Annotated in this window: 16 protein-coding genes; 4 read left to right on the top strand and 12 right to left on the bottom strand. The window is 63.4% G+C overall.

Annotation, left to right across the window (positions count from 1 at the left end; genetic code table 11):
• The first annotated feature begins 21 nt into the window (after positions 1-21).
• Both AC1DYJ_RS29455 and gyrB read left to right on the top strand, forming a co-directional pair.
• On the top strand, positions 22-2,652 hold the full coding sequence (locus AC1DYJ_RS29455) for a caspase family protein (protein ID WP_477283081.1): 2,631 nt from the start codon (positions 22-24) through the stop codon (positions 2,650-2,652).
• A gap of 145 nt (positions 2,653-2,797) precedes the next feature.
• Positions 2,798-5,269, top strand: coding sequence for a DNA topoisomerase (ATP-hydrolyzing) subunit B (gyrB, locus tag AC1DYJ_RS29450; RefSeq protein ID WP_477283083.1), 2,472 nt, complete (start codon positions 2,798-2,800; stop codon positions 5,267-5,269).
• 28 nt (positions 5,270-5,297) lie between these two features.
• Here gyrB and AC1DYJ_RS29445 read toward each other — a convergent pair whose 3' ends face one another.
• Positions 5,298-6,728 carry a hypothetical protein gene (locus tag AC1DYJ_RS29445; RefSeq protein WP_477283085.1) on the bottom strand — a complete coding sequence of 477 codons (1,431 nt, stop codon included), beginning with the start codon at positions 6,726-6,728 and terminating at the stop codon, positions 5,298-5,300.
• Positions 6,729-7,075: 347 nt separating this feature from the next.
• On the opposite strand from AC1DYJ_RS29445, the gene AC1DYJ_RS29440 reads away from it, so the two are divergent.
• Positions 7,076-7,987, top strand: a complete 912-nt coding sequence (locus tag AC1DYJ_RS29440; RefSeq protein ID WP_477426335.1) for a hypothetical protein — start codon at positions 7,076-7,078, stop codon at positions 7,985-7,987.
• A 101-nt stretch (positions 7,988-8,088) separates the two neighbouring features.
• Here the strand turns inward: AC1DYJ_RS29440 and AC1DYJ_RS29435 are convergent, their stop codons facing one another.
• The 11 genes from AC1DYJ_RS29435 to AC1DYJ_RS29385 all read right to left on the bottom strand — a co-directional run bounded on the left by AC1DYJ_RS29435 (position 8,089) and on the right by AC1DYJ_RS29385 (position 20,556).
• A complete protein-coding gene (locus tag AC1DYJ_RS29435; protein ID WP_477283089.1) occupies positions 8,089-9,486 on the bottom strand; it encodes an NAD(P)(+) transhydrogenase (Re/Si-specific) subunit beta in 1,398 nt (465 codons plus the stop codon).
• A gap of 1 nt (position 9,487) precedes the next feature.
• Positions 9,488-10,033, bottom strand: coding sequence for a hypothetical protein (locus AC1DYJ_RS29430; RefSeq protein ID WP_477283091.1), 546 nt, complete (start codon positions 10,031-10,033; stop codon positions 9,488-9,490).
• Positions 10,034-10,044: 11 nt separating this feature from the next.
• Entirely contained in the window at positions 10,045-10,476 is a 432-nt protein-coding gene (locus AC1DYJ_RS29425; RefSeq protein WP_210284778.1) for a proton-translocating transhydrogenase family protein, read from the bottom strand.
• On the bottom strand, positions 10,476-11,741 hold the full coding sequence (locus tag AC1DYJ_RS29420) for a Re/Si-specific NAD(P)(+) transhydrogenase subunit alpha (protein WP_477283093.1): 1,266 nt from the start codon (positions 11,739-11,741) through the stop codon (positions 10,476-10,478). The genes AC1DYJ_RS29425 and AC1DYJ_RS29420 overlap by 1 nt, the downstream gene beginning before the upstream one ends.
• Positions 11,742-11,823: 82 nt before the next feature.
• Complete coding sequence (locus AC1DYJ_RS29415; RefSeq protein ID WP_477283095.1) at positions 11,824-12,048, bottom strand: aa3-type cytochrome c oxidase subunit IV; 225 nt, start codon at positions 12,046-12,048, stop codon at positions 11,824-11,826.
• A 142-nt stretch (positions 12,049-12,190) separates the two neighbouring features.
• On the bottom strand, positions 12,191-12,340 hold the full coding sequence (locus AC1DYJ_RS29410; RefSeq protein ID WP_080680904.1) for a DUF3096 domain-containing protein: 150 nt from the start codon (positions 12,338-12,340) through the stop codon (positions 12,191-12,193).
• Positions 12,341-12,442: 102 nt separating this feature from the next.
• Positions 12,443-13,210 (bottom strand): N-acyl amino acid synthase FeeM domain-containing protein, encoded by a 768-nt coding sequence (locus AC1DYJ_RS29405; RefSeq protein WP_477283097.1) that lies wholly within the window; start codon positions 13,208-13,210, stop codon positions 12,443-12,445.
• Between the two features lie 171 nt (positions 13,211-13,381).
• Positions 13,382-15,694, bottom strand: a complete 2,313-nt coding sequence (locus AC1DYJ_RS29400; protein ID WP_477283337.1) for a putative bifunctional diguanylate cyclase/phosphodiesterase — start codon at positions 15,692-15,694, stop codon at positions 13,382-13,384.
• Between the two features lie 136 nt (positions 15,695-15,830).
• On the bottom strand, positions 15,831-19,301 hold the full coding sequence (locus AC1DYJ_RS29395) for an indolepyruvate ferredoxin oxidoreductase family protein (protein WP_477283099.1): 3,471 nt from the start codon (positions 19,299-19,301) through the stop codon (positions 15,831-15,833).
• 123 nt (positions 19,302-19,424) lie between these two features.
• On the bottom strand, positions 19,425-19,952 hold the full coding sequence (locus tag AC1DYJ_RS29390; protein ID WP_477283101.1) for a hypothetical protein: 528 nt from the start codon (positions 19,950-19,952) through the stop codon (positions 19,425-19,427).
• Positions 19,945-20,556, bottom strand: a complete 612-nt coding sequence (locus AC1DYJ_RS29385) for a CGNR zinc finger domain-containing protein (RefSeq protein WP_477283103.1) — start codon at positions 20,554-20,556, stop codon at positions 19,945-19,947. The genes AC1DYJ_RS29390 and AC1DYJ_RS29385 overlap by 8 nt, the downstream gene beginning before the upstream one ends.
• Before the next feature lie 151 nt (positions 20,557-20,707).
• Between AC1DYJ_RS29385 and AC1DYJ_RS29380 the strand changes: the two genes are divergently transcribed.
• A complete protein-coding gene (locus tag AC1DYJ_RS29380) occupies positions 20,708-21,613 on the top strand; it encodes a branched-chain amino acid ABC transporter permease (protein WP_477283105.1) in 906 nt (301 codons plus the stop codon).
• Positions 21,614-21,621: the final 8 nt, after the last annotated feature.

The following is a 21,621-nucleotide window of genomic DNA, read 5'->3' as shown; positions in this document are numbered from 1 at the left end:
CTGAGCCGGGGGCGGTTCGACTTGCGGTATTTGTTTGCCTTGCTGCTGATGCTTGCGACCACCGCGACAGCGGTGGCGGAGCGGCGCGTGGCGTTGGTCATTGCCGATGACGACTACCGGCTGGTGCGCAAGCTCTCCAATCCGGTCAATGACGGCGAGGCGATGGAAGCGGCGCTGAAGAAGCTAGGCTTCGAGGTCGTTCTCGAAACCAACCGCGATCTCAGGCGGACGCGGCGCGCGCTCGACGATTTTCGCGAGGATGCCAAGGGCGCCGACGTGGCGCTGGTGTATTTCTCCGGCCATGGCGTCGAAATCTCCGGCGACAACCGGCTGTTGCCGGTCGACGCCGACGCCTCCTCGCTCGACCAGCTGGAAAAGACCAGCCTGCCGCTGGAAGAGGTGCGCGATGCGGTTGCGGCCACCGCCAAGGTCGGGCTGATCGTGCTCGATGCCTGCCGCAGCGATCCATTCACGGGTGGTGGTGGCGAAGGACGCGGCGCGACATCGCTGGTCAAGGATCTGGTCGACAAGATCAAGCCGGGCCTCGGACGCGTCGGCAAGGCGGAAAACATCCTGTTTGCCTTTTCAGCGGCACCTGGCGAGACGGCTGCTGACGGAACCGGCGCGAACTCCCCCTTCACGGCGGCGCTGGCCAAATATCTCGGCACCGAAGGGCTCGAGATACGCTCCGTGCTGACGCTGGTGCAGCAGGAGGTCTATGACCTTTCGCGAGGCAAGCAATTGCCCTATGTCGAGAACGGACTGCCGCAACTGTTCTTCGCCTCGACCACCAAGGAGCAGTTGCCCGAGCGCGAGCGGCTGCTGCTCGCTATGGCCGACGTAACACCGGAGATGCGCGGCGAGGTCGAGCGGATCGCCAGCGATGCCGACATGCCGCTGGCGCCGCTCTATGGCGCGCTGATCAGCGCTGATACCAGCCACCTCTCGGGCGAGAGCCTTGATGCCAAGCTGCGCGAGGCGGCCGATGCCTTCGTCAAGGTGCGCGGCGAGATGAGGACGCTGGCCGCCGACGACCCCCAAGTGGCCGAACTGCGCAGTCAGGCCGAAACTCAACTGTCGCTTGGCGCTTTCGACGGGGCTCGCGCGATCCTCGCCAAGGCCGCCGACATCGATAACGCCTCACGCAACACATTGAAGGAGAAATTCGTCAGCCGCACCTTGTCCGAGGCCGCCACGCGGTTTCTGTCAGGCGGGGCGGCGCGCGCCAATCTCGACTACGCGACTGCGATCAGGGACTATGAAACGGTGCTGTCGCTTTATGGCGAAGCCGGACAGACCTCCCTCACGCTGGAGCAGGCCGACCGCCAGAGCCGGACGTTGGAGGAATTGGGCATCCTCTACACGACTGTCGGCAATGTCGATGCGGCAGGCCGCGCCTTCAGCGTGTTGCTGGCCAATCTCGAGCAGCGGTCGCGCCAGGAGAGCGATCCCAGCATCAAGCGCGATCTCGCCATCGGCCATATCAAGCTTGCCAACATAAGGATGGCGCAAGGCGACCTGCCCGTTTCGCTGGAAAACTACGAAGCAGCGAGGGCCATGCTGCAAGGCCTGACCCAGCAGGCACCGGACAAGAAGGATTGGCTCGGAGATCTCGCCATGGCCAATGACAAGATCGGCAATGTGCTGGCCACGCAAGGCGATCTGGGCGCTGCAGCTCGCGCCTATCAGGCAAGCCTGGCCATCAAGCAGGAACTGTCTGCAGCAGAACCTGACAGCGCCCCTCTGCTGCGCGAGTTGACCATAACGTATGACGAGATCGGCGATCTCGCCCACACCGCGGGCCAGTTGGACGATGCCCAGACGGCCTTCGAGGAGAGCCTGAGAATTCGCCTGGCCCTTGCCGCAGACAAGCCCGATGATCCGCAGCGCCAGCGCGCCATTTCGATCAGCTATGAGAGGATAGGCGACCTCAAGCGTGAGCGCGGCGACAGTGACGGCGCACTAGACGATTACAAACAGAGCCTGGCAATTGCCGAAGATCTGGCGGGGCGTGACCCAAACGACACCGATTTGAAGCGCGAGCTGTCGATCAGCTATGCCAAGATCGGCAATGCGCTCAGCGATGAAAAAGACTGGTCGCCGGCGCTTCAATCCTACCAGCAGGCGCTCGCCATAACGCGCAATCTTGCCGAGAGCGATCTGGGCAATACCGATTGGCAGCGCGACCTCTCGGTCTCGCTGGAAAAGGTCGCTATTGTCCTGGATGCACAAGGCGACGTCGGCGGAGCGCTGAAGAACTATCAGGACAGCCTCGCCATTGCCGACCGACTCGCCAAGCTCGACCCAGGAAATTCCAACTGGCAGCGTGACCTGTCGATCACGCTCGCGGAAATCGGCATGCTGGAGACCAAACAGCGCCACTTTGAGGGTTCCAAGGAAGCCTTCGAAGCCAGCCTTGCGATCCGCCAGAAACTCGCCAAGTCCGATCCGAACAATGCGCTCTGGCAATTCGACCTGGTGCAGGCCTATATCAACTATGCCTATGTGGCGAAGGATCCGAAGGCGGCGTTGACCAAGGCGTTGAACATCACATTGGAGCTCGATCGCACCGGGCGGTTGGCGCCGAGGGACAAACCCACGATCAAATATCTGCGTGGCCTTTTGGCCAAACTCGGCGCCCGCAAAAAATAGCCGGCTGCCGGCTCGGGATTCGGCCCGAAAATGCCCGCAAACCTTGGAAAAACCGCCTTTTGCGCCTATATCTAGGACATCAAAGCGGCGTGATTCGAAGCCATTATTTCGCGCTGAGCATGCGGCATCAATCAGACAGGTTTTCATGAGCGATCAAAGCGACAACGCCAACGGCGCTGAGGCCGAATACGGCGCCGATTCCATCAAGGTTTTGAAGGGGTTGGACGCTGTCCGCAAACGGCCCGGCATGTATATCGGCGACACCGATGACGGCTCGGGCCTGCATCACATGGTCTATGAAGTGGTCGACAACGCCATCGACGAGGCGCTGGCCGGCCATGCCGACCTCGTCACGGTGACGCTTAATCCCGACGGTTCGGTCACCGTTATCGACAATGGCCGCGGCATTCCGACCGATATCCACACCGGCGAAGGCATTTCGGCGGCCGAAGTGATCATGACGCAGCTGCATGCCGGCGGCAAATTCGACCAGAACTCCTACAAGGTGTCGGGCGGCCTGCATGGCGTCGGCGTCTCGGTGGTCAATGCGCTGTCGGCCTGGCTTAAACTGAAAATCCGCCGCAACGGCCAGATTTTCGAGATGAGCTTCACGCATGGCAATTCCGACGCACCGCTCAAGGCCACCGGCAGCTATGAACAGGACAAGCAGCCCGGCACCTATGAAGGCCGCAGCGGCTCCGAAATCACCTTCTTTCCCTCGTCCGAAACCTTCACCATGGTCGAGTTCGATTTTGGCACGCTGGAACACCGGCTGCGCGAACTCGCTTTCCTGAATTCGGGCGTGCGCATCATTTTGACCGATGCCCGCCATGCCGACCTCGTGCGCCATGAGCTGCACTATGATGGCGGCCTGGAAGAGTTCGTCAAATATCTCGACCGGGTCAAGAAGCCGCTGATCGACAAGCCGATCGCCATCAAGGCCGAGCGCGACGGCATCACCGTCGAGGTGGCGATGTGGTGGAACGACAGCTACCACGAGAACGTGCTGGCCTTCACCAACAACATCCCGCAGCGCGATGGCGGCACCCATCTGGCCGGCTTCCGTGGCGCGCTGACGCGCCAGATCACCGGCTATGGCGAGTCGTCGGGCCTGACCAAGAAGGAAAAGGTGGCGCTGATCGGCGACGATTGCCGCGAAGGCCTGACGGCGGTGCTGTCGGTCAAGGTTCCCGATCCGAAATTCTCCTCGCAGACCAAGGACAAGCTGGTCTCGTCCGAGGTGCGTCCGGTCGTCGAAGGCCTGGTCAACGAGGCGCTCGGCACCTGGCTCGAAGAACACCCGACCGAAGGCAAGGTGGTCATCGACAAGGTGATCCAGGCGGCCGCGGCGCGCGAAGCCGCGCGCAAGGCGCGCGACATCACCCGCAAGAGCTCGCTCGGCGTCACCTCGCTGCCCGGCAAGCTGGCCGACTGCCAGGAACGCGATCCGGCGAAATCTGAAATCTTCATCGTCGAGGGTGATTCCGCCGGCGGCTCGGCCAAGGGCGGCCGTTCGCGCCAGAACCAGGCGATCCTGCCGCTGCGCGGCAAGATCCTCAATGTCGAGCGCGCCCGCTTCGACCGCATGCTCGGCTCCGAGATGATCGGCACGCTGATCACCGCGCTCGGCACCTCGATCGGCAAGGACGAGTTCAACGCCGACAAGCTGCGCTACCACAAGATCATCCTGATGACCGACGCCGACGTCGACGGCGCCCATATCAGGACCTTGCTGCTCACCTTCTTCTTCCGGCAGATGCCGGAGCTGATCGAGCGCGGCCACCTCTACATCGCCCAGCCGCCTCTCTACAAAGTGACGCGCGGCAAGAGCTCGCAATACATCAAGGACGAGAGCGCCTTCGAAGAATTCCTGATCGGCTCGGGGCTGGAAGAGGCCTCGCTGACGCTTGCCTCCGGCGAAGCGCGGGCCGGACAGGATCTGCGTGGCTCCATCGACGATGCCCTTGCGGTGCGCCAGCTGATCAACGGGCTGCACACGCGTTACAACAGGGGCGTGGTCGAGCAGGCGGCGATTGCCGGCGCGCTCAATGCCGACGTGCTGAACGACCTCGGCCGCGCCAATGCCATGGCCGAACGCGTCGCCCGGCGCCTCGACATCATCGCCGAGGATACCGAGCGCGGCTGGACCGGCCGGCTGTCGACCTCCAATGAAGGCGTCGGCGGCTATGTGTTCGAGCGCACGGTGCGCAGCGTCAAGGAATTCGCCCAGATCGACGCCGGGCTGATCAATTCGGCCGACGCGCGCCAGCTCGATCGCTATGCACCGCGCCTCACCGAGGTCTATGGCGAGCCGCCGGTGCTGCGCCGCAAGGATGTCTCCGAAACCATTTCGGGGCCGCTGGCGCTGCTCAACGCGGTGTTTGCGACCGGCCGCAAGGGCCTGACCATGCAGCGCTACAAGGGCCTTGGCGAGATGAACGCCGAGCAGCTGTGGGAAACCACGCTGGACCCGAATGTGCGCTCGCTGCTGCAGGTCAAGGTCAACGATGCGACCGATGCGGACTCGCTGTTCTCGCGGCTGATGGGCGACGAGGTCGAACCGCGGCGCGAATTCATCCAGGACAACGCGCTGTCGGTGGCCAATCTGGACATTTGAGGCCTAGGCGCCCGTCGAACGTCGCCGCTCAGCTCGGCTCCAGCTTGCGGCCGAGATCAACAGCGTCGCGCAGCACTTTCAGATGCGAGCGCGGCGCTGTGCCTGTGGCGACCTCTTTGCCGGTCGCCGTCAATGACCAATAAAGCGTGTGGGTGAAGATACGGCCGAGCGCGCTGCGCAGCTCGACCTGGATGTTCTCGACGCCAGGGCCGAAATTTTCCGTCATCGGTCCCGAAATGGGGTCGCCTGTCGCCCAGCCATTGCCGCGATCGAAGACGTTGGTCCAGCGCGTTGCCGCAAACACCGCGCCATGATGCACCGCCTGCTGGTTGTTCCCAGCCTCATAGAGAACGGTATGGCCGGCTTGGCCCTTATCGGCAATTGGCGGGCAAGCCGAGAAAAGGCGCTCGGCGAGGCGGCGCCTGAATTCGGCGAGATTGTAGGTGACGAGGAACTCGCTGTGGGTGAGCGGGCTGCCAAGGGTGACGAAATCACTGATCTTCCATGGCAAGGGATGGCCCGGACTCTCGGCCCGCAGTTGTTGGTAGAGGTGCCATTGGCTGTGCCGAAAGCCGGCAAAGTCAGCCATGTGGCCTGGCCACGCCGACCCGTCGGAGCCGAGCGTCAACTTGTCGATGGCCTCGACCGCCTCCAGTTTCGCCTTGTCGCGGACCGTCTCCAGCTTTTGCGGCCGGAATTGGGCCCACAATATCTGCAGCAAATCATAGGCGATGATCGATCCCAGGCTATGCGAGACCAACACGATGCGGTCATAGCGCTTGTCCTCCATAAGCGTCTTGAGCAGTGTCAGCCCTCGATCGCGGATCAATGCGCGTTTTTCGACGGTTGCGGCCTCGGCCCGTACATAAGCCGCGACGTCGCCGAAATAGGGAAGAGCGAACTGGTCCACCGCCCAGATGACAAGAGAGGCTAGGGCGGTAATCGCGAGGCCGGTGGTCAAGCCGACGGCCTTCTGCCAGACGGATGTCGCCAGCACCAGTGCCGCAACGAGAATGACGATGACGATCAAAAGCGTGGCGATGTAAAGCTTGCGGGCATCTTGCGGGATATCGGACGGCTTGCGCCACAACAGGTTGGTCACCCAGGCGGTGAGCCGGCCGCGCGTCGTGCCTTGCGTGATGTCGGCCCAATAGAGTTCGTAGAAATCGGTGCGGCGCCCCTTCACATCGTAGGGCGTGGTGATGCGGCGCAGTTCGTGCGATTTGGTCCGGCTATCGGGGGTAATCCAGCTTTTGTTGATCTTGGCGCCGCTGGGATCATCCGGATCGGCAATGTGGGCACGGGACGGCGCGAGGCCGGGATCATGGCTCCAGACAGCCTGCGCAAATCCCCGCAGCGTATCCATGGGCCGCTGTTCGCCCATGCCGTGCACAAGCACTACCGCTTGGCTGAGCTTGGGCGCGTTGCTGGAAACCGGCGATGCGACAGTTCTGGGCACCAACGTCTCCGTTGACGACAATCCCGCCGGCTGGACGGGATTGTCTCCATGCTACCCCCGGATGCCTCCGCGAGCCAACAATACACGACAGCTGGTGTGGAACTCCGTGAACCAGTCCACAGTTTTGGCACGTTGGCGCGCATCGAAGCGCCAAATAGTTCCATTCCCGGCCAACAAAATCATTTTCATTGCCCGCCGGAACGGAAGTCACCGCCACACATTGTGAAATCATCGATTACAATTTCTCACAGGAGGCCCTCATGGGACGCGGTATTTTGCTCTGGTTGCTCGGTATTCCGATCCCGATCATCATTCTCATCATGCTGTTCGTACGGTAGGGGGCGTCGATGCAGCCCACCGTGTCGGCTATCGACCTGTCCGCTTCAGAAGAATCCTCCGCCACGGCCGTCAGCTGGGGACCGATCATCGCCGGCGCCTTCGCGGCGTCGACGCTGACCTTCATCCTCATGCTGCTCGGTTCGGGGCTGGGGCTCACCATGGTGTCGCCATGGTCCGGCTCCGGCGCCTCGCTCGCCACCTTCGCGGTGTCCGGCGCCATCTGGCTGGTCATCGTGCAATGGCTGTCCTCCGGTGTCGGCGGCTACCTCGCCGGACGACTGCGCACCAAATGGGTCGGCATCCACACCGATGAGGTGTATTTCCGCGACACCGCGCACGGCTTCCTTGCCTGGGCGCTGGCGACATTGCTGGTCGTCGGCGTGCTCGGTTCGGCCCTGTCAGCAGTGYTCGGCTCGGGCGTACAGGCAGCCTCTGCCGTAGCATCAGGCGCTGCCATGGGCGCATCGGCCGGCGCGTCCGCCAATGCCGGCAGCGCCGACAATGCGACGTCCTATCTCGTGGATTCGCTGTTCCGTCCTGCCGATCCCACCAAACTGGCGGCGGCCAATCCGGATAGCGACACTGCGGCGGTTGGACAGGCTTCACGCATCTTGATTGCCAGTGCGGCAGCCGGCGAGATCTCGGCTGACGACAAGACCTATCTGTCGCAACTGGTCGCCGCCCGCACCGGTCTCGCCGAGGCCGATGCCAAGGCGCGTGTCGATGCGCTGGTGGCCAAGGTCGAGGACGCCAAGGTCAAGGCAAAGCAGGCCGCCGACACCGCCAGGAAAGGCAGCGCCACCTTCGCTCTGCTCGGCGCCCTGTCGCTGGTCATCGGCGCTTTCGTCGCCAGTGCGGCCGCGGCGCTCGGCGGCAGGCAGCGCGATGACGAGGAAGCGGTTTTTCTGACCAACCGCTGAGCTGGCTATGTCACTGAAAAGCAAAAGCCCGGCCGCAAGGCCGGGCTTTTTCCATTCCGATGCATGGACCGACAACCTTCCCGTGGAAGGTTGCGGCGGGATCAGTGATCCATCGCCTTGACGATTTCCTCGGTCATCTTCTTGGCGTCGCCGAGCAGCATCATGGTGCCGTCCTTGTAGAACAGCGTGTTGTCGATGCCGGCATAGCCCGAGCCGAGCGAGCGCTTGACGAACAGGCAGGTGCGGGCCTTGTCGACGTCGAGGATCGGCATTCCGTAGATGGGTGACGACTTGTCATCCCGCGCGGACGGGTTGGTCACATCGTTGGCGCCGATGACATAGGCAACATCGGCCTGTGCGAACTCGGAATTGATGTCTTCCAGCTCGAACACCTCGTCATAAGGCACGTTGGCCTCGGCGAGCAGCACGTTCATGTGGCCGGGCATGCGGCCGGCGACCGGATGGATGGCGTATTTCACATCGACGCCATTGGCCTTCAGCTTGTCGGCCATTTCGCGCAAAGCGTGCTGGGCCTGGGCGACCGCCATGCCGTAGCCCGGCACGATGATGACCTTCTGCGCGTTCATCATCAGGTAGGCGGCGTCGTCGGCCGAGCCCTGCTTGACCGTGCGCTCGACGCCGTCATCGGCGGCTGCCGCCGTCTCGCCGCCGAAGCCGCCGAGGATGACCGAGATGAACGACCGGTTCATGCCCTTGCACATGATGTAGGAAAGGATGGCGCCGGACGAGCCGACCAGCGCGCCGGTGATGATCAGCGCCAGATTGCCGAGCGTGAAGCCGAGCGCGGCAGCGGCCCAGCCCGAGTAAGAATTCAGCATCGACACGACGACCGGCATGTCGGCGCCGCCGATCGGGATGATCAGCAGCACGCCGAGCAGCAGCGACGCGGCGACGATCAGCCAGAACACCAGCTTCGCCTCGGTGGTGACCAGAAGCACGATCAGCACGATCAGCGCGATGCCGAGGGCGGCGTTGATGATGTGGCGGCCGCCGATCATGATCGGCTTGCCCGACATGCGGCCGTCGAGCTTCAGGAAGGCGATGACCGAGCCGGTGAAGGTGATGGCGCCGATGGCGACGCCAAGGCTCATCTCGATCAGCGCCTGGGCGTGGATGTCGCCATTGGTGCCGATGCCAAAGCTTTCCGGCGCATAGATGGCGGCTGCCGCCACCATGACGGCGGCAAGGCCGACCAGCGAGTGGAAGGCGGCGACCAGCTGCGGCATCGAGGTCATGGCGATGCGGCGCGCGGTGACCGCGCCAACGCCGCCGCCGATGGCCAGACCAAGCACGATCAGCCCGAAGCGCCCGGCAGACGGAGTTGCCAGCGCCAGCGTGGTGGCAATGGCGATACCCATGCCGATCATGCCGTATAGATTGCCCTGGCGGCTGGTGGTCGGATGCGACAGGCCGCGCAGCGCCATGATGAACAGGACGCCGGAGACCAGATAAAGGAAGGACGCAAAGTTGGCGTTCATGTTACTTCAAAGCCTCCACCGAACCGCTGTCGAACTCGACGCCAACAAATTGCGGATAAACCTCACGCATGATCTCGACCTGCTGCTGTTCATTGACCCGCAAGAGGTACCATTCGCCCTCATCCATGAATGCAAGCGTCTGCGACGTCGCCTTGAACTTGCCCTTGTCGCCTGCGTCCATGATTGTCTCGGTCGGGATCAGCACATAGGGTTCGCCGGTTTCCAGCTCGCGATACTCGGCCTTCGCCAGATCCATGCTGAAGTCCTCGATCTTGACCTCGGCCAACGCCTTCGCCATCTGCTCGATGACCACTTCGCGCAGCTTGGCGACATCTATGCCGCCCTTGTTCGCGATAAAGCCGAGGACCTTCGGCGGAATGGTCTTGGTCACGGCCGCATAGTCAGCGCCGTGCATCGCGGCATCGAATGTGGCTACCGTGTCGGCAAGGCCCGAGCGTTCGCTGTCCGTCAGCGGACGCGCGGCAACGATGCCGCTCGCAAAAGCGAGCGCCAGTGCCACCACGATGAGCCGTGCGATCCCTCTCATGTCAGGGCCGCCTACTTGGCGCTTTCTTTCTTCTTGTACATGGCCAGCATGCGCTGGGTGACTAGGAAGCCGCCGAAGATGTTGACCGAGACCAGCATCAGCGCGACGAAGCCGAAGCCCGTGGCAATGCCGGAGGCCGAGATGCCGACAGCCAAAAGCGCGCCGACGACGATGACCGAGGAGATGGCGTTGGTGACGGCCATCAGCGGCGTGTGCAGCGCGGGCGTCACCGACCAGACGACATAATAGCCGACGAAGATCGCCAGAATGAAGATGGCGAAGCGGAAGACGAAGGGATCGATAGCGCCGCCGGACAGCGCGTGCGCGGCATCACCCGCCGCATCGGCGCCACCGGGCGCATTGGCGAGGTTCTGCACTGCCAGGCGAACGGCGGCACTGGCCTGGTCGAGCTGGTCGAGGGCCTTCTGCAAGGTCTGATCCATCACGCGATTCCCTTCGGCTTGGCGGCGGACTTGCTGGCTGCGGCTTTCTTCGGCGCCACCTTCTTGGGTGCTGCGTCGGCGACCATGGTCTTGGCCGGGATCGCCGCCGGTTCGACATGCGGCTCAACCGCCGTCTTGGCGAAGGCCGGATGCACGACTTTACCGCCATCGGTCAGCATCGTTGCCTTGACCAGGTCATCGTCGCGGTTGATGGCGAGCGTCTTCGTTGTCTTGTCGACCAGTGTTTCGAGGAAAGCGAACAGGTTCCTGGCGTAGAGCAGCGAGGCCGATGCGGCGACGCGGCCAGGCACATTGAGGTGTCCGACGATCTTCACATTATTGGCCGTGGTCACCACCTGGCCTGGAACCGCGCCTTCGACATTGCCGCCGCGCTCGACGGCAAGGTCGACGAGCACCGAGCCCGGCTTCATCGAGGCGACCATCGCTGCCGACACCAGCTTCGGCGCGGGACGGCCGGGGATCAGCGCGGTGGTGATGACGATATCCTGCTTGGCGATGTGTTCTGCGGTCAGGGCAGCCTGCTTGGCCTGATATTCCTTGGACATTTCCTTGGCGTAGCCGCCGGCGGTCTCAGCCGCCTTGAACTCCTCGTCCTCGACGGCGAGGAACTTTGCGCCGAGCGACGCGACCTGTTCCTTGGCGGCGGGGCGCACGTCGGTGGCGGTGACGACCGCACCCAGCCGGCGCGCGGTGGCGATCGCCTGCAGGCCGGCGACGCCGACGCCCATGATGAAGATCTTCGCCGCCGGCACCGTGCCTGCCGCCGTCATCATCATCGGCAGCGCGCGGTCATATTCCGATGCGCCGTCGATCACCGCCTGGTAGCCGGCAAGGTTCGCCTGGCTGGACAGGACGTCCATCGATTGGGCGCGGGTGATGCGCGGCATGAATTCCATCGAGAAGGCGGTGACGCCGGCCTTGGCCAGGGCAGCGACCGCGGCGTCGTTGCCATAAGGGTCCATGATGGCTATGACCGCCGCGCCGGATTTGTAGCCCTTCAGCTCGGCATCGGTGGGACGGCGCACCTTCAGCACCACATCCGCCCGGCCCGCATCCGCAGCCTTGCCGATCACAGCACCGGTCTTGGCAAATTCCTCGTCGGGAATGCGCGACCGGGTGCCGGCGCCGGTCTCGACGATCACGTCGAACCCCAACGCCGCAAGCCGCTTCACCGTATCGGGCGAAGCGGCAACGCGCGGCTCGTTGGCGTCGAGCTCACGAGGGATGAAAACCGTCTGTCCCACCGCATGATCCTTTCGGCTGGAACCTGTTTGCGCAACATGGCGGCCGGAACACCGGCGGCCTTCGGGCAAAGGGTCTGAAAGTCTATCGCAGAATGAAGGCGCCGACGGCCAGGATCAGCAGGAAAAGGATGGTCGCCGAGAAGAAGCCGCCTGCAAAGAAGCCGAAAGCCATGGCCAAGAGCAGGGCGCCGCAAAACAGCGAGCCATATTTGGCCAGCGCCAGAAAGCCATTATAGGTGCGGTCGTGCTCGGCATAGTCCATCTTCGCGCCCAGTTCGACAGGACCGGTCGGCGTGTGCTCAGCCATAGGAATACCCCTTCGAAGACATCTTTGAGGCACATAGCGAAAAGCCGGGCCAAGAGCAATGGCAGGATTGCCGCACGGCCGGCGACAACAGCCTCAAAGGAATGTTGAAAGCCGGCGATCCGGGCTTGAGGATTTCGCGGGGTCAGCCGGCGAGATGGGGGAACAGGCCGAGCAGTCCGACAACGATCAGATAGAGCGCGACGATATAGTTGAGGAGCCGCGGCATCACCAGGATCAGCACGCCGGCAATCAGTGAGATCAGCGGGGTGAGTGCGAGCTGGGAGATGTGCATGTCGGTTTCCTTTCGATGGGCGCGTCGGAGTCGCGTCATCCAGAACGCCGAAGCGGCCGGAAAGCTCCTCACGCCGCGCTAAATTGCGCAGGCTTGGCTGAATTACGCTGCTTCGCGGAAATATTTGGCGGTGGGCAGGATGGTCAGCGGCGCCAGCTCGCCTGCCGGCGCCTTGGCAAACAGCATACGCCGCTCCAGCGCCGTCGACTGGAAGAAGGGGAAGCGGTGCAGCGTCGGCGCCATGTTCTGCTCGCAGATCGATTCATAGAAGAAGATCGGCATGGTGAAAGGCGGATAGAGGCGCGGTTCGCCGACCTGCACCGAACCGAAGATGCGATGGTAGAACGCCGTGTGCTCTTCGCGGATCATCGAAATGCAGCTGGTGGCGTTGAAGAAGGTGTTGGCGATGACCGCCAGACGCAGCGTGACATAGGGCAGGGCCCGGTGGGCCGACGACATTTGCGGATCGATCGCCAGCCGGCTCGGGTCGATGAAGGTTTCGCCGCGCGCCAGCCGCAACAGCAGCCGGTCGCCGAAAACCGTCATGATCGGCGCTTCGGGGCTCTCGCGGGTCAGGTGGTGGAGCCTGACGGTGCTGACCAGCTCGCCGTCCATGAAGACGCCGAAGCAGTAGCAATTGCGCGCCTCGTCAAGATGATCGGCGAGCTTCTGTTCGACGATGGTGTCAAGCAGGCCATGCGAGTGAAAAGCCTTGTAGCGCAGCCGGTAGACGGCTTCGAGATCCTCGCCGCTTTCGCAGCGCCGGTATTCGATGCGCTCCAGAACGTCGAGCACATTGCGGGCAAACAGTGAAATCGGCTCGGATTTGACTGCCGCACCCGAAGGCAGGCCTGACTGATGCGTGTCCATTACTTCCCCTCGTACCGCCGCAGGAGAACAATACCGGACGACCGCAGGAACAAGAAGATGAAACTTAAATCGTCTGCGTTTACTGAACGTTAACCTTAACAATCGGTTAACGCCTAAACAATACAACGCCTTTTAAACGGGCTTTTCAAGCGCGAATTAATCACGGAAAAGTCAGGGCGTGGCGAGTTTTGCCACCGGTCGCAGCTCCGCGGCGAAAGGCCAGGTCACATTAGACATGGTCTCGATGCCCGAGGCGCTGAGTGCTGCGCCAAACAGGAAGCCCTGGACAAGATCCGGCTTCACCGAATGCACCAGGATCTTCAGCTGTTCGAAGGTTTCCACCCCTTCGATGGTGACGGTCAACCCGAGCACCCGGGTCAGGTCGACAATGCCTTTCAAAAGGTCGAGCGAGCGCTTGTTCTGGGTCACGTCCATCAGGAACGAACGGTCGATCTTGATCTTGTCGAGCGGCAGCTTGTGCAGATAGCTCAGGCTGGAATAGCCGGTGCCGAAATCGTCGAGCGCGATGCGCACGCCAAGCTGCTTCAGCTCTTCGATATACTGGCGTGTCAGCGACTTGTCGTCGAGCAGGGCGGTTTCGGTGACTTCGATCTCGAGGCGGCCGGCGGCGAGCCCCGAACTGGCGAGCGCATCGCGAACCTTCTGGACGACGTCGCGGTTGCGGAAATCCTTGGCCGACAGGTTGACCGAGACGCTGGTATGGCTTGGCCATTTGGCGCATTCGACGCAAGCGGCCTCGAGCACGAACGTGCTGATCTCGGAAATGATGCCCATCTCCTCGGCCAGCGGAATGAAGACGCTGGGCGAAACCGGCCCGAGATCGGGATGATCCCAGCGGCACAGCGCCTCGCAGCTGGCGATGCGCATGGTGCTCATCGCCACGATCGGCTGATAGACCACCCGCAGCGCCTTGCCCTCAACGGCGGTGCGCAGGTCCGCCTTCATCAGCTGGCGGTTGCGGAACGCCGCATCCATCGCGGCCTCGAACAGCCGCCAGTTGTTCTTGCCGAGTTCCTTGGCCTTGTAGAGCGCGAGATCGGCCTTGACGATCATGGCGTCGACATCGGTGTCCTCGACCCTCGACAGCACGGCGCCGGCGCTGGCTTGGATGCGCAGGCCGTGGCCGGCGACATCGACCTCGCCCTGCAGATCGGCAAAGACCTGGTCGAGCAGGCCGGTCAGATGGCTCTCGTCCTCGACGCGGTCGAAGAAGATCATGAACTCGTCGCCGCCGAAGCGGCTGACATTGACACCTTGCCCGGCGACGGCCGCCAGGCGTTCGGCAACGGCATAGATCAGTCCATCGCCAACCGGATGGCCGAGCGTGTCGTTAACGCTCTTGAAATCGTCGAGATCGAGCACGGCCAGCGCGCACAGGCGGTCGCGGCTGCCCGACGCCATGGCTTCGCCGACCAGCTCATGGAAATAGGCGCGGTTCGGCAGGCCGGTGAGGCTGTCAAAGCGCGCCATGAAGCGGATCTTTTCTTCCGCCTCGACGCGGGCGGTGACGTCTTCAAAGGTGATGACGCCGAGGTCCTGACTGCCTTCGCGCGCCGAGAACTCGAAGTACTGGCCATTCGAGAAGGAGACCAGCACCTTGCGGTCGCGGCCCTCGCGCAGTGCGCGCGTCAGCTGCGCCTCGACATAGCGGCAATCCTTGGGCGCCAGCATGCCGCCGGCAACGCCGCGCATCAGCAGGGAATGGATCGATCGGCCGAGCAGCTGGTCGGGCGAGCGCAGCGACATCAGAAGCGCGGCTTCGGCATTGCCGACGACGACCTTGCCGTCGGGGCCGAGCATGACCAGGCCATGCGACATGGTGTTGAGCGCGCGGTTGAAGCGCTCGGCGAGCCGCGCCGCCGTCTTGCGCTCCGAAATGGCGTTGAACAGCACGGTGCGGACGTGGCTGGCCATGCGGGTGATGATGAAGATGAACGGTACGATGTAGAGGCCGAGGATGAAATCGCCGACATGGCCCTTGAGCATCAGCCCGACCGCGATCGGCATCACGACCGTGAAGGCCTGCACCGCGACCATGGTCTTGGAACCGTAATTGCGGCCGACGATGGTCACCGTCGAGCCCATTATGACGGCAATGGCAGCGCTTTCGCCGAAGACATCGGGAATGAGATAGATCGAGGTAAAGCAGAAAAGCCCCATGAAGAAGGCCTGGATGGTGCCGCCAACCAGGTAGTAGCGCTCCCACTTCTTGGCCTGCTCATAGGTCTCGAAACTGCCTATCCGCAGTCCTTTGCGGATGCCGTAATAACGGTAAAGGCCGGCCGCAAGCATAAGCGCGGCCAGTGCAAGATAGGCCGGGTGCCCTGAGGTAAAAAAGACGAGAATACCGATAAGGCCGTGGCAAAACGCGCCAATCAGCAGGATCCCGGGATCGTTGAACAACGATCGCACGAACCCAGCATAGACGTCCTCACCTATCTCTGCGGCTTTGTTTTCTTGCATGGCCTGCGGTGTCGCACGAACCGCAGTCATGGCACATTCGCCTTAAGAAAGGTTTAGAGATGCCGTTTCGGCGTCTGCCGTCAAGTCGGCTACCCCGGCGTAAGCCGGGGAAATTCTTGTTCAGGTAAACAAGGCGTCACTCCGCGGCCTGAAGTTCAGGCCGCGCCGGCGTGTTGGCCAGCCGCTCGACAAGCCTTTTGCGCTCGCCATCGGCCTTTTCGGCGCTGGACTGCCGGACATGGCCATAGCCGCGAATGAGCGCCGGCACCGAGGCCAACGCCACGGCGGCCTCGATCCTGCCTGGCGCAAGTGCGGCAGCGATAAGCTCCAGATCGGCCTCGTAGCGGGCCAGAAGCTGGCGCTCCATGCGCCGCTCGGCGCTGTAGCCGAACACGTCGAAAGCCGTGCCGCGCAAGCCTTTCAGCGCCGCCAGAAGGCGAAAACCCTTCATCATCCACGGGCCGAAGCTCGATTTCTTCGGCTTGCCGTCATTGCCGCGCTTGCCCATGATGGGGGGCGCCAGATGAAACTCGAGCTTTTCGTAGCTCTGGAACTGCTTTGACAGTTCGGTGGCGAAGGAGCCGTCGGTGTAGAGCCGTGCCACCTCATATTCGTCCTTGATCGCCATCAGCTTGAACAGGTTTTTGGCCGCCGCCTCGGTCACCGCGGTCGAGCCGGGCACGGCCTTTGCCTCGGCGGCACGCAAAACGGCCAGTTTTTGGGCGTAGCGACGGCCATAGGCGGCGTTCTGATAGGCGGTGAGGAACGCAACGCGGCGGGCGATCACGTCGTCCAGCGTCTCGGCGACATCGGCGGCCTTGCCCGGCTGGGCGATGAGGCTGCGCACGAAATCCGGCTGGTGCGCGGCGCGACGGCCCCAGCGGAATGCGGCGATGTTCATTGCCACTGCTTCGCCGTTCAATTCGATAGCCTTTTCAACAGCCTGCGCCGACAGCGGCAGCCCGCCATGCTGGAAGGCGAAGCCGAGCATGAACATGTTGGCGCCGAGCGAATTGCCGAACAATTGCGTGGCGGTGCGCGTGGCATCGAAGAAATGCGCCTTGTCGTCGCCGGCAGCAGTGCGGATCGCCTTCTTCAGCCGCTCGATCGGCAGCGAGAAATCGGCCGAGCGGGCGAATTCGCCGGGCATGATCTCGGCGGTGTTGGCAAGGAAGATGGTATGGCCTTCGCGCACCGCGCCAAGCACCTTCTTGGCGCCGGATACGACGAGATCGCAACCCAGCACCAGGTCGGCTTTGCCTGCCGAAACGCGGATGGCATGGATGTCGTCCGGGGTGCGGGCGATGCGGACATGGGTGAACACCGAACCGCCCTTCTGGGCGAGGCCGGCCATGTCGATCATGCCGCAGCCCTTGTCCTCGAGATGGGCTGCCATGCCGAGCACCGCGCCGATGGTGACGACGCCGGTGCCGCCGACGCCGTCGATGATCGCCGCCCAACCCTCGCTGCCAAGCGGGAATTCGGTCGGGACCGGCACGCCGTCGAGCGGATCGGTCCGCCCGGCAATGCCTTCGGCCTTGCGGACCTTGGCGCCGTGCACGGTGACGAAGGACGGGCAGAAGCCGTTGACGCAGGAGAAATCCTTGTTGCAGCTCGACTGGTCTATTCTGCGCTTGCGGCCGAACTCGGTCTCGACCGGCTGGATCGAGACGCAGTTCGACTGCACGCCGCAATCGCCGCAGCCCTCGCAGACCAGCTCGTTGATGAACACCCGCTTGTCCGGATCCGGAAAGGTGCCGCGCTTGCGGCGGCGGCGTTTTTCGGCCGCACAGGTCTGGTCGTAGAGCAGCACCGAGACGCCTTTGACGTCGCGCAGCTGGCGCTGGACGAGATCGAGGTCGTCGCGGTGATGGATGGTGGCGCCGTATGGAAACTCGGCCTTGCCGGCATATTTGTCCGGTTCGTCGGTGACGATGGCGATGCGCTCGACGCCTTCGGCGCGCACTTGCCTGGCGATCATGTCCACCGTCAGGCCGCCCTCATGCGGCTGGCCGCCGGTCATGGCGACGGCGTCGTTGTAGAGGATCTTGTAGGTGATGTTGGCATCGGTCGACAGCGCGAAGCGGATCGCCAGCGCTCCGGAGTGATTGTAGGTGCCGTCGCCGAGATTCTGGAAAATGTGGTCGCGCTTGGAGAAAGGCGCCTGGCCCACCCATTGCGCGCCCTCGCCGCCCATGGCGGTGAAGCCGACCGTGTTGCGGTCCATCCACAGCGCCATGAAATGGCAGCCGATGCCGGCGGCGGCGATCGAGCCGTCAGGCACCTTGGTCGAGGAATTGTGCGGGCAGCCGGAGCAGAAGAACGGCGTGCGCGAACCGATATCGCTGGTGTCGGCAAGCATCGCCTGGAACTGGCGCAGCTTGCCCACCTTCGCGGCGATCTCTTCCGAGGGACCGATGGTGCGCAGGATCCGTTCGCCCAGCGCAATGGCGATCTCGTTGGGGTCGAGCGCGCCCTTGGCCGGGAACAACCAGTCGCCGCGCTCGTCCTTCTTGCCGACGATGACCGGCTGGGTGGCGGTGCCATAGAGGTTTTCGCGCAGCTGCACCTCGATCAGCGAGCGCTTCTCCTCGACGACGACGATAGTGTCGAGGCCGCGGGCGAATTCGGAGATATGCTGCAGGTCGAGCGGCCACGGGCAGCCGACCTTGAACAGGCGGATGCCGATGCGGTTGGCGGCGGCCTCGTCGACGCCGATGTCTTCCAGCGCCTGGCGGACATCGAGATAGCTCTTGCCCAGCGTGATGATGCCGAGCTTCGGGTTACGGCCGCCCGAATAGACGATGCGGTTCAGGCCATTGGCATGGATGAAGGCCGAAGCGGCGGCGCGCTTGTGTTCATGCAGGCGCTCCTCCTGGCCGAGCATGTCGATCTCATGGCGGATGTTGAGGCCGCCGGGCGGCAGGTCGAACTCCGGCACCACGATGTTCAGCCGCTCGAGCGCGGCGTCGACGGAAGCGGTCGATTCGATGTTGTCCTTGACGCATTTGATCGCCGCCCAGGTGCCGGCAAAACGCGACATGGCAAAGCCGTAAAGCCCGTAGTCGATGATCTCCTGGACGCCGGCCGGGTTGAGAATCGGCACCATGGTGTCGACGAACAGGAATTCGGTGGCGTGCGCATTGGTCGAGGATTCGGCCATGTGGTCGTCGCCCATCAAAGCGAGCACACCGCCATGCTTCGACGATCCGGCGAGGTTGGCGTGCCGGAAGACATCGCCCGAACGGTCGACGCCCGGCCCCTTGCCGTACCAGACCGAAAACACCCCGTCATGCGTGCCTTCGCCCAGCAATTCCGTCTGCTGCGAGCCCCAGCAGGCGGTGGCGGCAAGCTCCTCGTTGAGGCCGGGCTGGAAGACGATATCGGCCTGCGCCAGCTGCTTTTTCGCCCGCCACAGCTGCATGTCGAGACCGCCGAGCGGCGAGCCGCGATAGCCGGAGACGAAGCCTGCCGTGTTGAGACCGGCGCGGCGGTCGCGCTCGCGCTGCATCAACAGCATGCGGATGACCGCCTGCGCGCCGGACAGGAAAATGCGCTCCTTGCCAAGATCGAACTTGTCGTCGAGCGCGACGTCATGCAGCGTCATCAGGCATTTCCTCTGCGGAGGCGGCGGCGGGGGGCGCAGCCAACGTAGGAGTGAGATGGCGCAGTCTTTCTCTGCTTGCAAGGCAGGTCAAACGAAATCGAAAGTACCAGGCAGAGCGGCGCGTCAGGCTTTCGGGCAATCCGGCTTCGGCTCGTTCGGCAGCTTGCCGTCGGGATGGCCGGCGAGATCCGGGTTGGCGGTGTAGAGCTGGTCGACGACCAAGGGACGGTCGGGCAAGATCGACTGGTCCTCGCTCGAGATCAGTGTGGTGTCGATCTTCTGCAGCTCCGTGCCGTCGGAACCCTTGATGCTGATCGAAATCGCGTAAGGCTTGTCCTTGACGATGCAGGTCAGCGCCGGGCTCTCCAGGCTCACCTTGTCGAGCTTCGGCCAGACCTTCTGCTCGACCACCAAAGGCGCGCCACCGGCCGGATTCTGGAAGCTGGCAACGGCAACCTGGCCTTCGCCCATCGGCTGCAAGGGGCGCAGCGTCACGACATAGGTGGCCCGGGCAAGACGGTAGTTGAAGACGACGACCTTGCCGGAAACCTCGAACAGTTTGCCATCGCCGCCGCTGTCGCGGCAGGCGCCGAGCGCAACGGCGGCGGTGAGTGCCGCGCCGACAAGGATCGAACGGAAAACTCTAGGCATTCTTGACCTCATGAGCCGCCGTGCGGCGGCGGCGATAGTGACGGCTTGCTTTCTGGCGGTTGCCGCACACAGCCATGTCGCACCAGAGGCGGCTGGAATTGCGGCTTCTGTCGACGAACAGCCAGCTGCAGTTGGGACAGATCCTGAGCCTGGCGACCGTGTCGTCGCGCAGCAGCGACAAGGCCGAAACCGCCAGCGCCGCCTCGAAGGCGATCGGCGTCGCCGGATCGCCGAACGGCCTTCCCGGCGCGCCGATTTCAGCCGGGCTGCGCTCCAGCCCGCCGGCGCAAGCCTTGAGAAAGGTGGCGAGATCGCCAGCGGCAAGCGCGCCTTTCGACACCGCGCCGCGAAACAGGCGGTCGGTCGTCTCGCGGATCGACAGCACCAAAGGTGCGATCCTGTCCGGCGCGCCCGCCTCCAGCCGCCTGCCGCCAAGCTCGGCGTCGCGAAAGCCGCTTGCGGCATCGGCAAAGCGCGCGATCTCGGCCGGATCGGCAAAACGGTCGAAGGTCTTTTCGGGATCGTTGCGCAACACCACGGTGTTGGCCGTGTCGAGCGCAAGCATGCCGCCGGTGAAGCGATGCGGAGTCCAGGATACCGTCATAGCAGAAATCTAACCGATAAATCGCGTTTGACAAGTTAGATTCTACGATGCAAACCTTGACCTGGGCGCGGCCTCCGCAGAGCTTTGTTGAGGCATGTCGTTGCCCCAAGACCGCTTTGCACTTTTGGGCGACATGCCCGGAAGGTCACCCATGCTCTATTTCTTCCAGCAGGTGTTGAACGGGCTGCATTCGGGCGCGCTCTACGCGCTGCTTGCCTTCGGCTACGTGCTGACCAACGGCATCCTGCACCGCACCAACCTCGCCTATGGCGCGCTGTTCGCCTTTTGCGGCCAGACGATGATCCTCACCGTGGCCTTCGGCTATCAGGTGCTGTGGCTGACCTTGCTGGCGGCAGTGGTGCTCGGCGTCGTCACGGCTTTCCTCTATGCCGCGCTGATCGGCCACGTGCTGTCGCGCAGCGTCTTCGAACCGCTGGCCGACCGTACGCCCAACGCGATCGTGGTCACGACGCTCGGCATCCTGCTGGTGCTGTCGGAATCAAGCCGCATTGCCGCCGACACGCATGATTGGTGGTTGCCGCCGATGCTGGCGCAGCCCATCGTTTTCGCGCAAGGCGCCGGCTTCCAGGCGACGCTGACGCTCATCCAGCTCATCGACTGCGCGATTGTTCTGGCGGCAATCATGCTCGCCGCATGGGCGTTCGCCCGCTCAGGTTTCGGTCGCCGCTGGCGCGCCGTCTCCGACGATCCCCACGCCGCCGCCCTGTGCGGCGTCGATGTGCGCAAGGTGTTCCGGCACGCGGTGCTGTTCGGCGGTTTCTGCGCCGCACTGGCCGGCGTCATGGCCGCCCTCTACTACGGCAATGTCAGCTTCGGCTCCGGCCTCGTCTACGGTCTGAAAATCCTCTTCGTCACCGCAGTGGGCGGCTATCTCTCGCCGCCGCGCGCCGCGCTCGGTGCGGCCGCCTTCGGCATGGCGGAGTCGCTATGGGCCGGCTATTTCCCGATCGAATGGCGCGATGGCTGGATGTATCTGTTCCTGGTCGCGGCACTCGTGCTGATCGGTCCCGGCCGCGACCAGCAGAAGATCGCCTGATCGCCGCA

The organism is Mesorhizobium sp. P2_B11, from assembly GCF_056404855.1.
The sequence above is the reverse complement of the archived record's forward strand: the minus strand, read 5'-3'. Positions and strand labels throughout refer to the sequence as shown.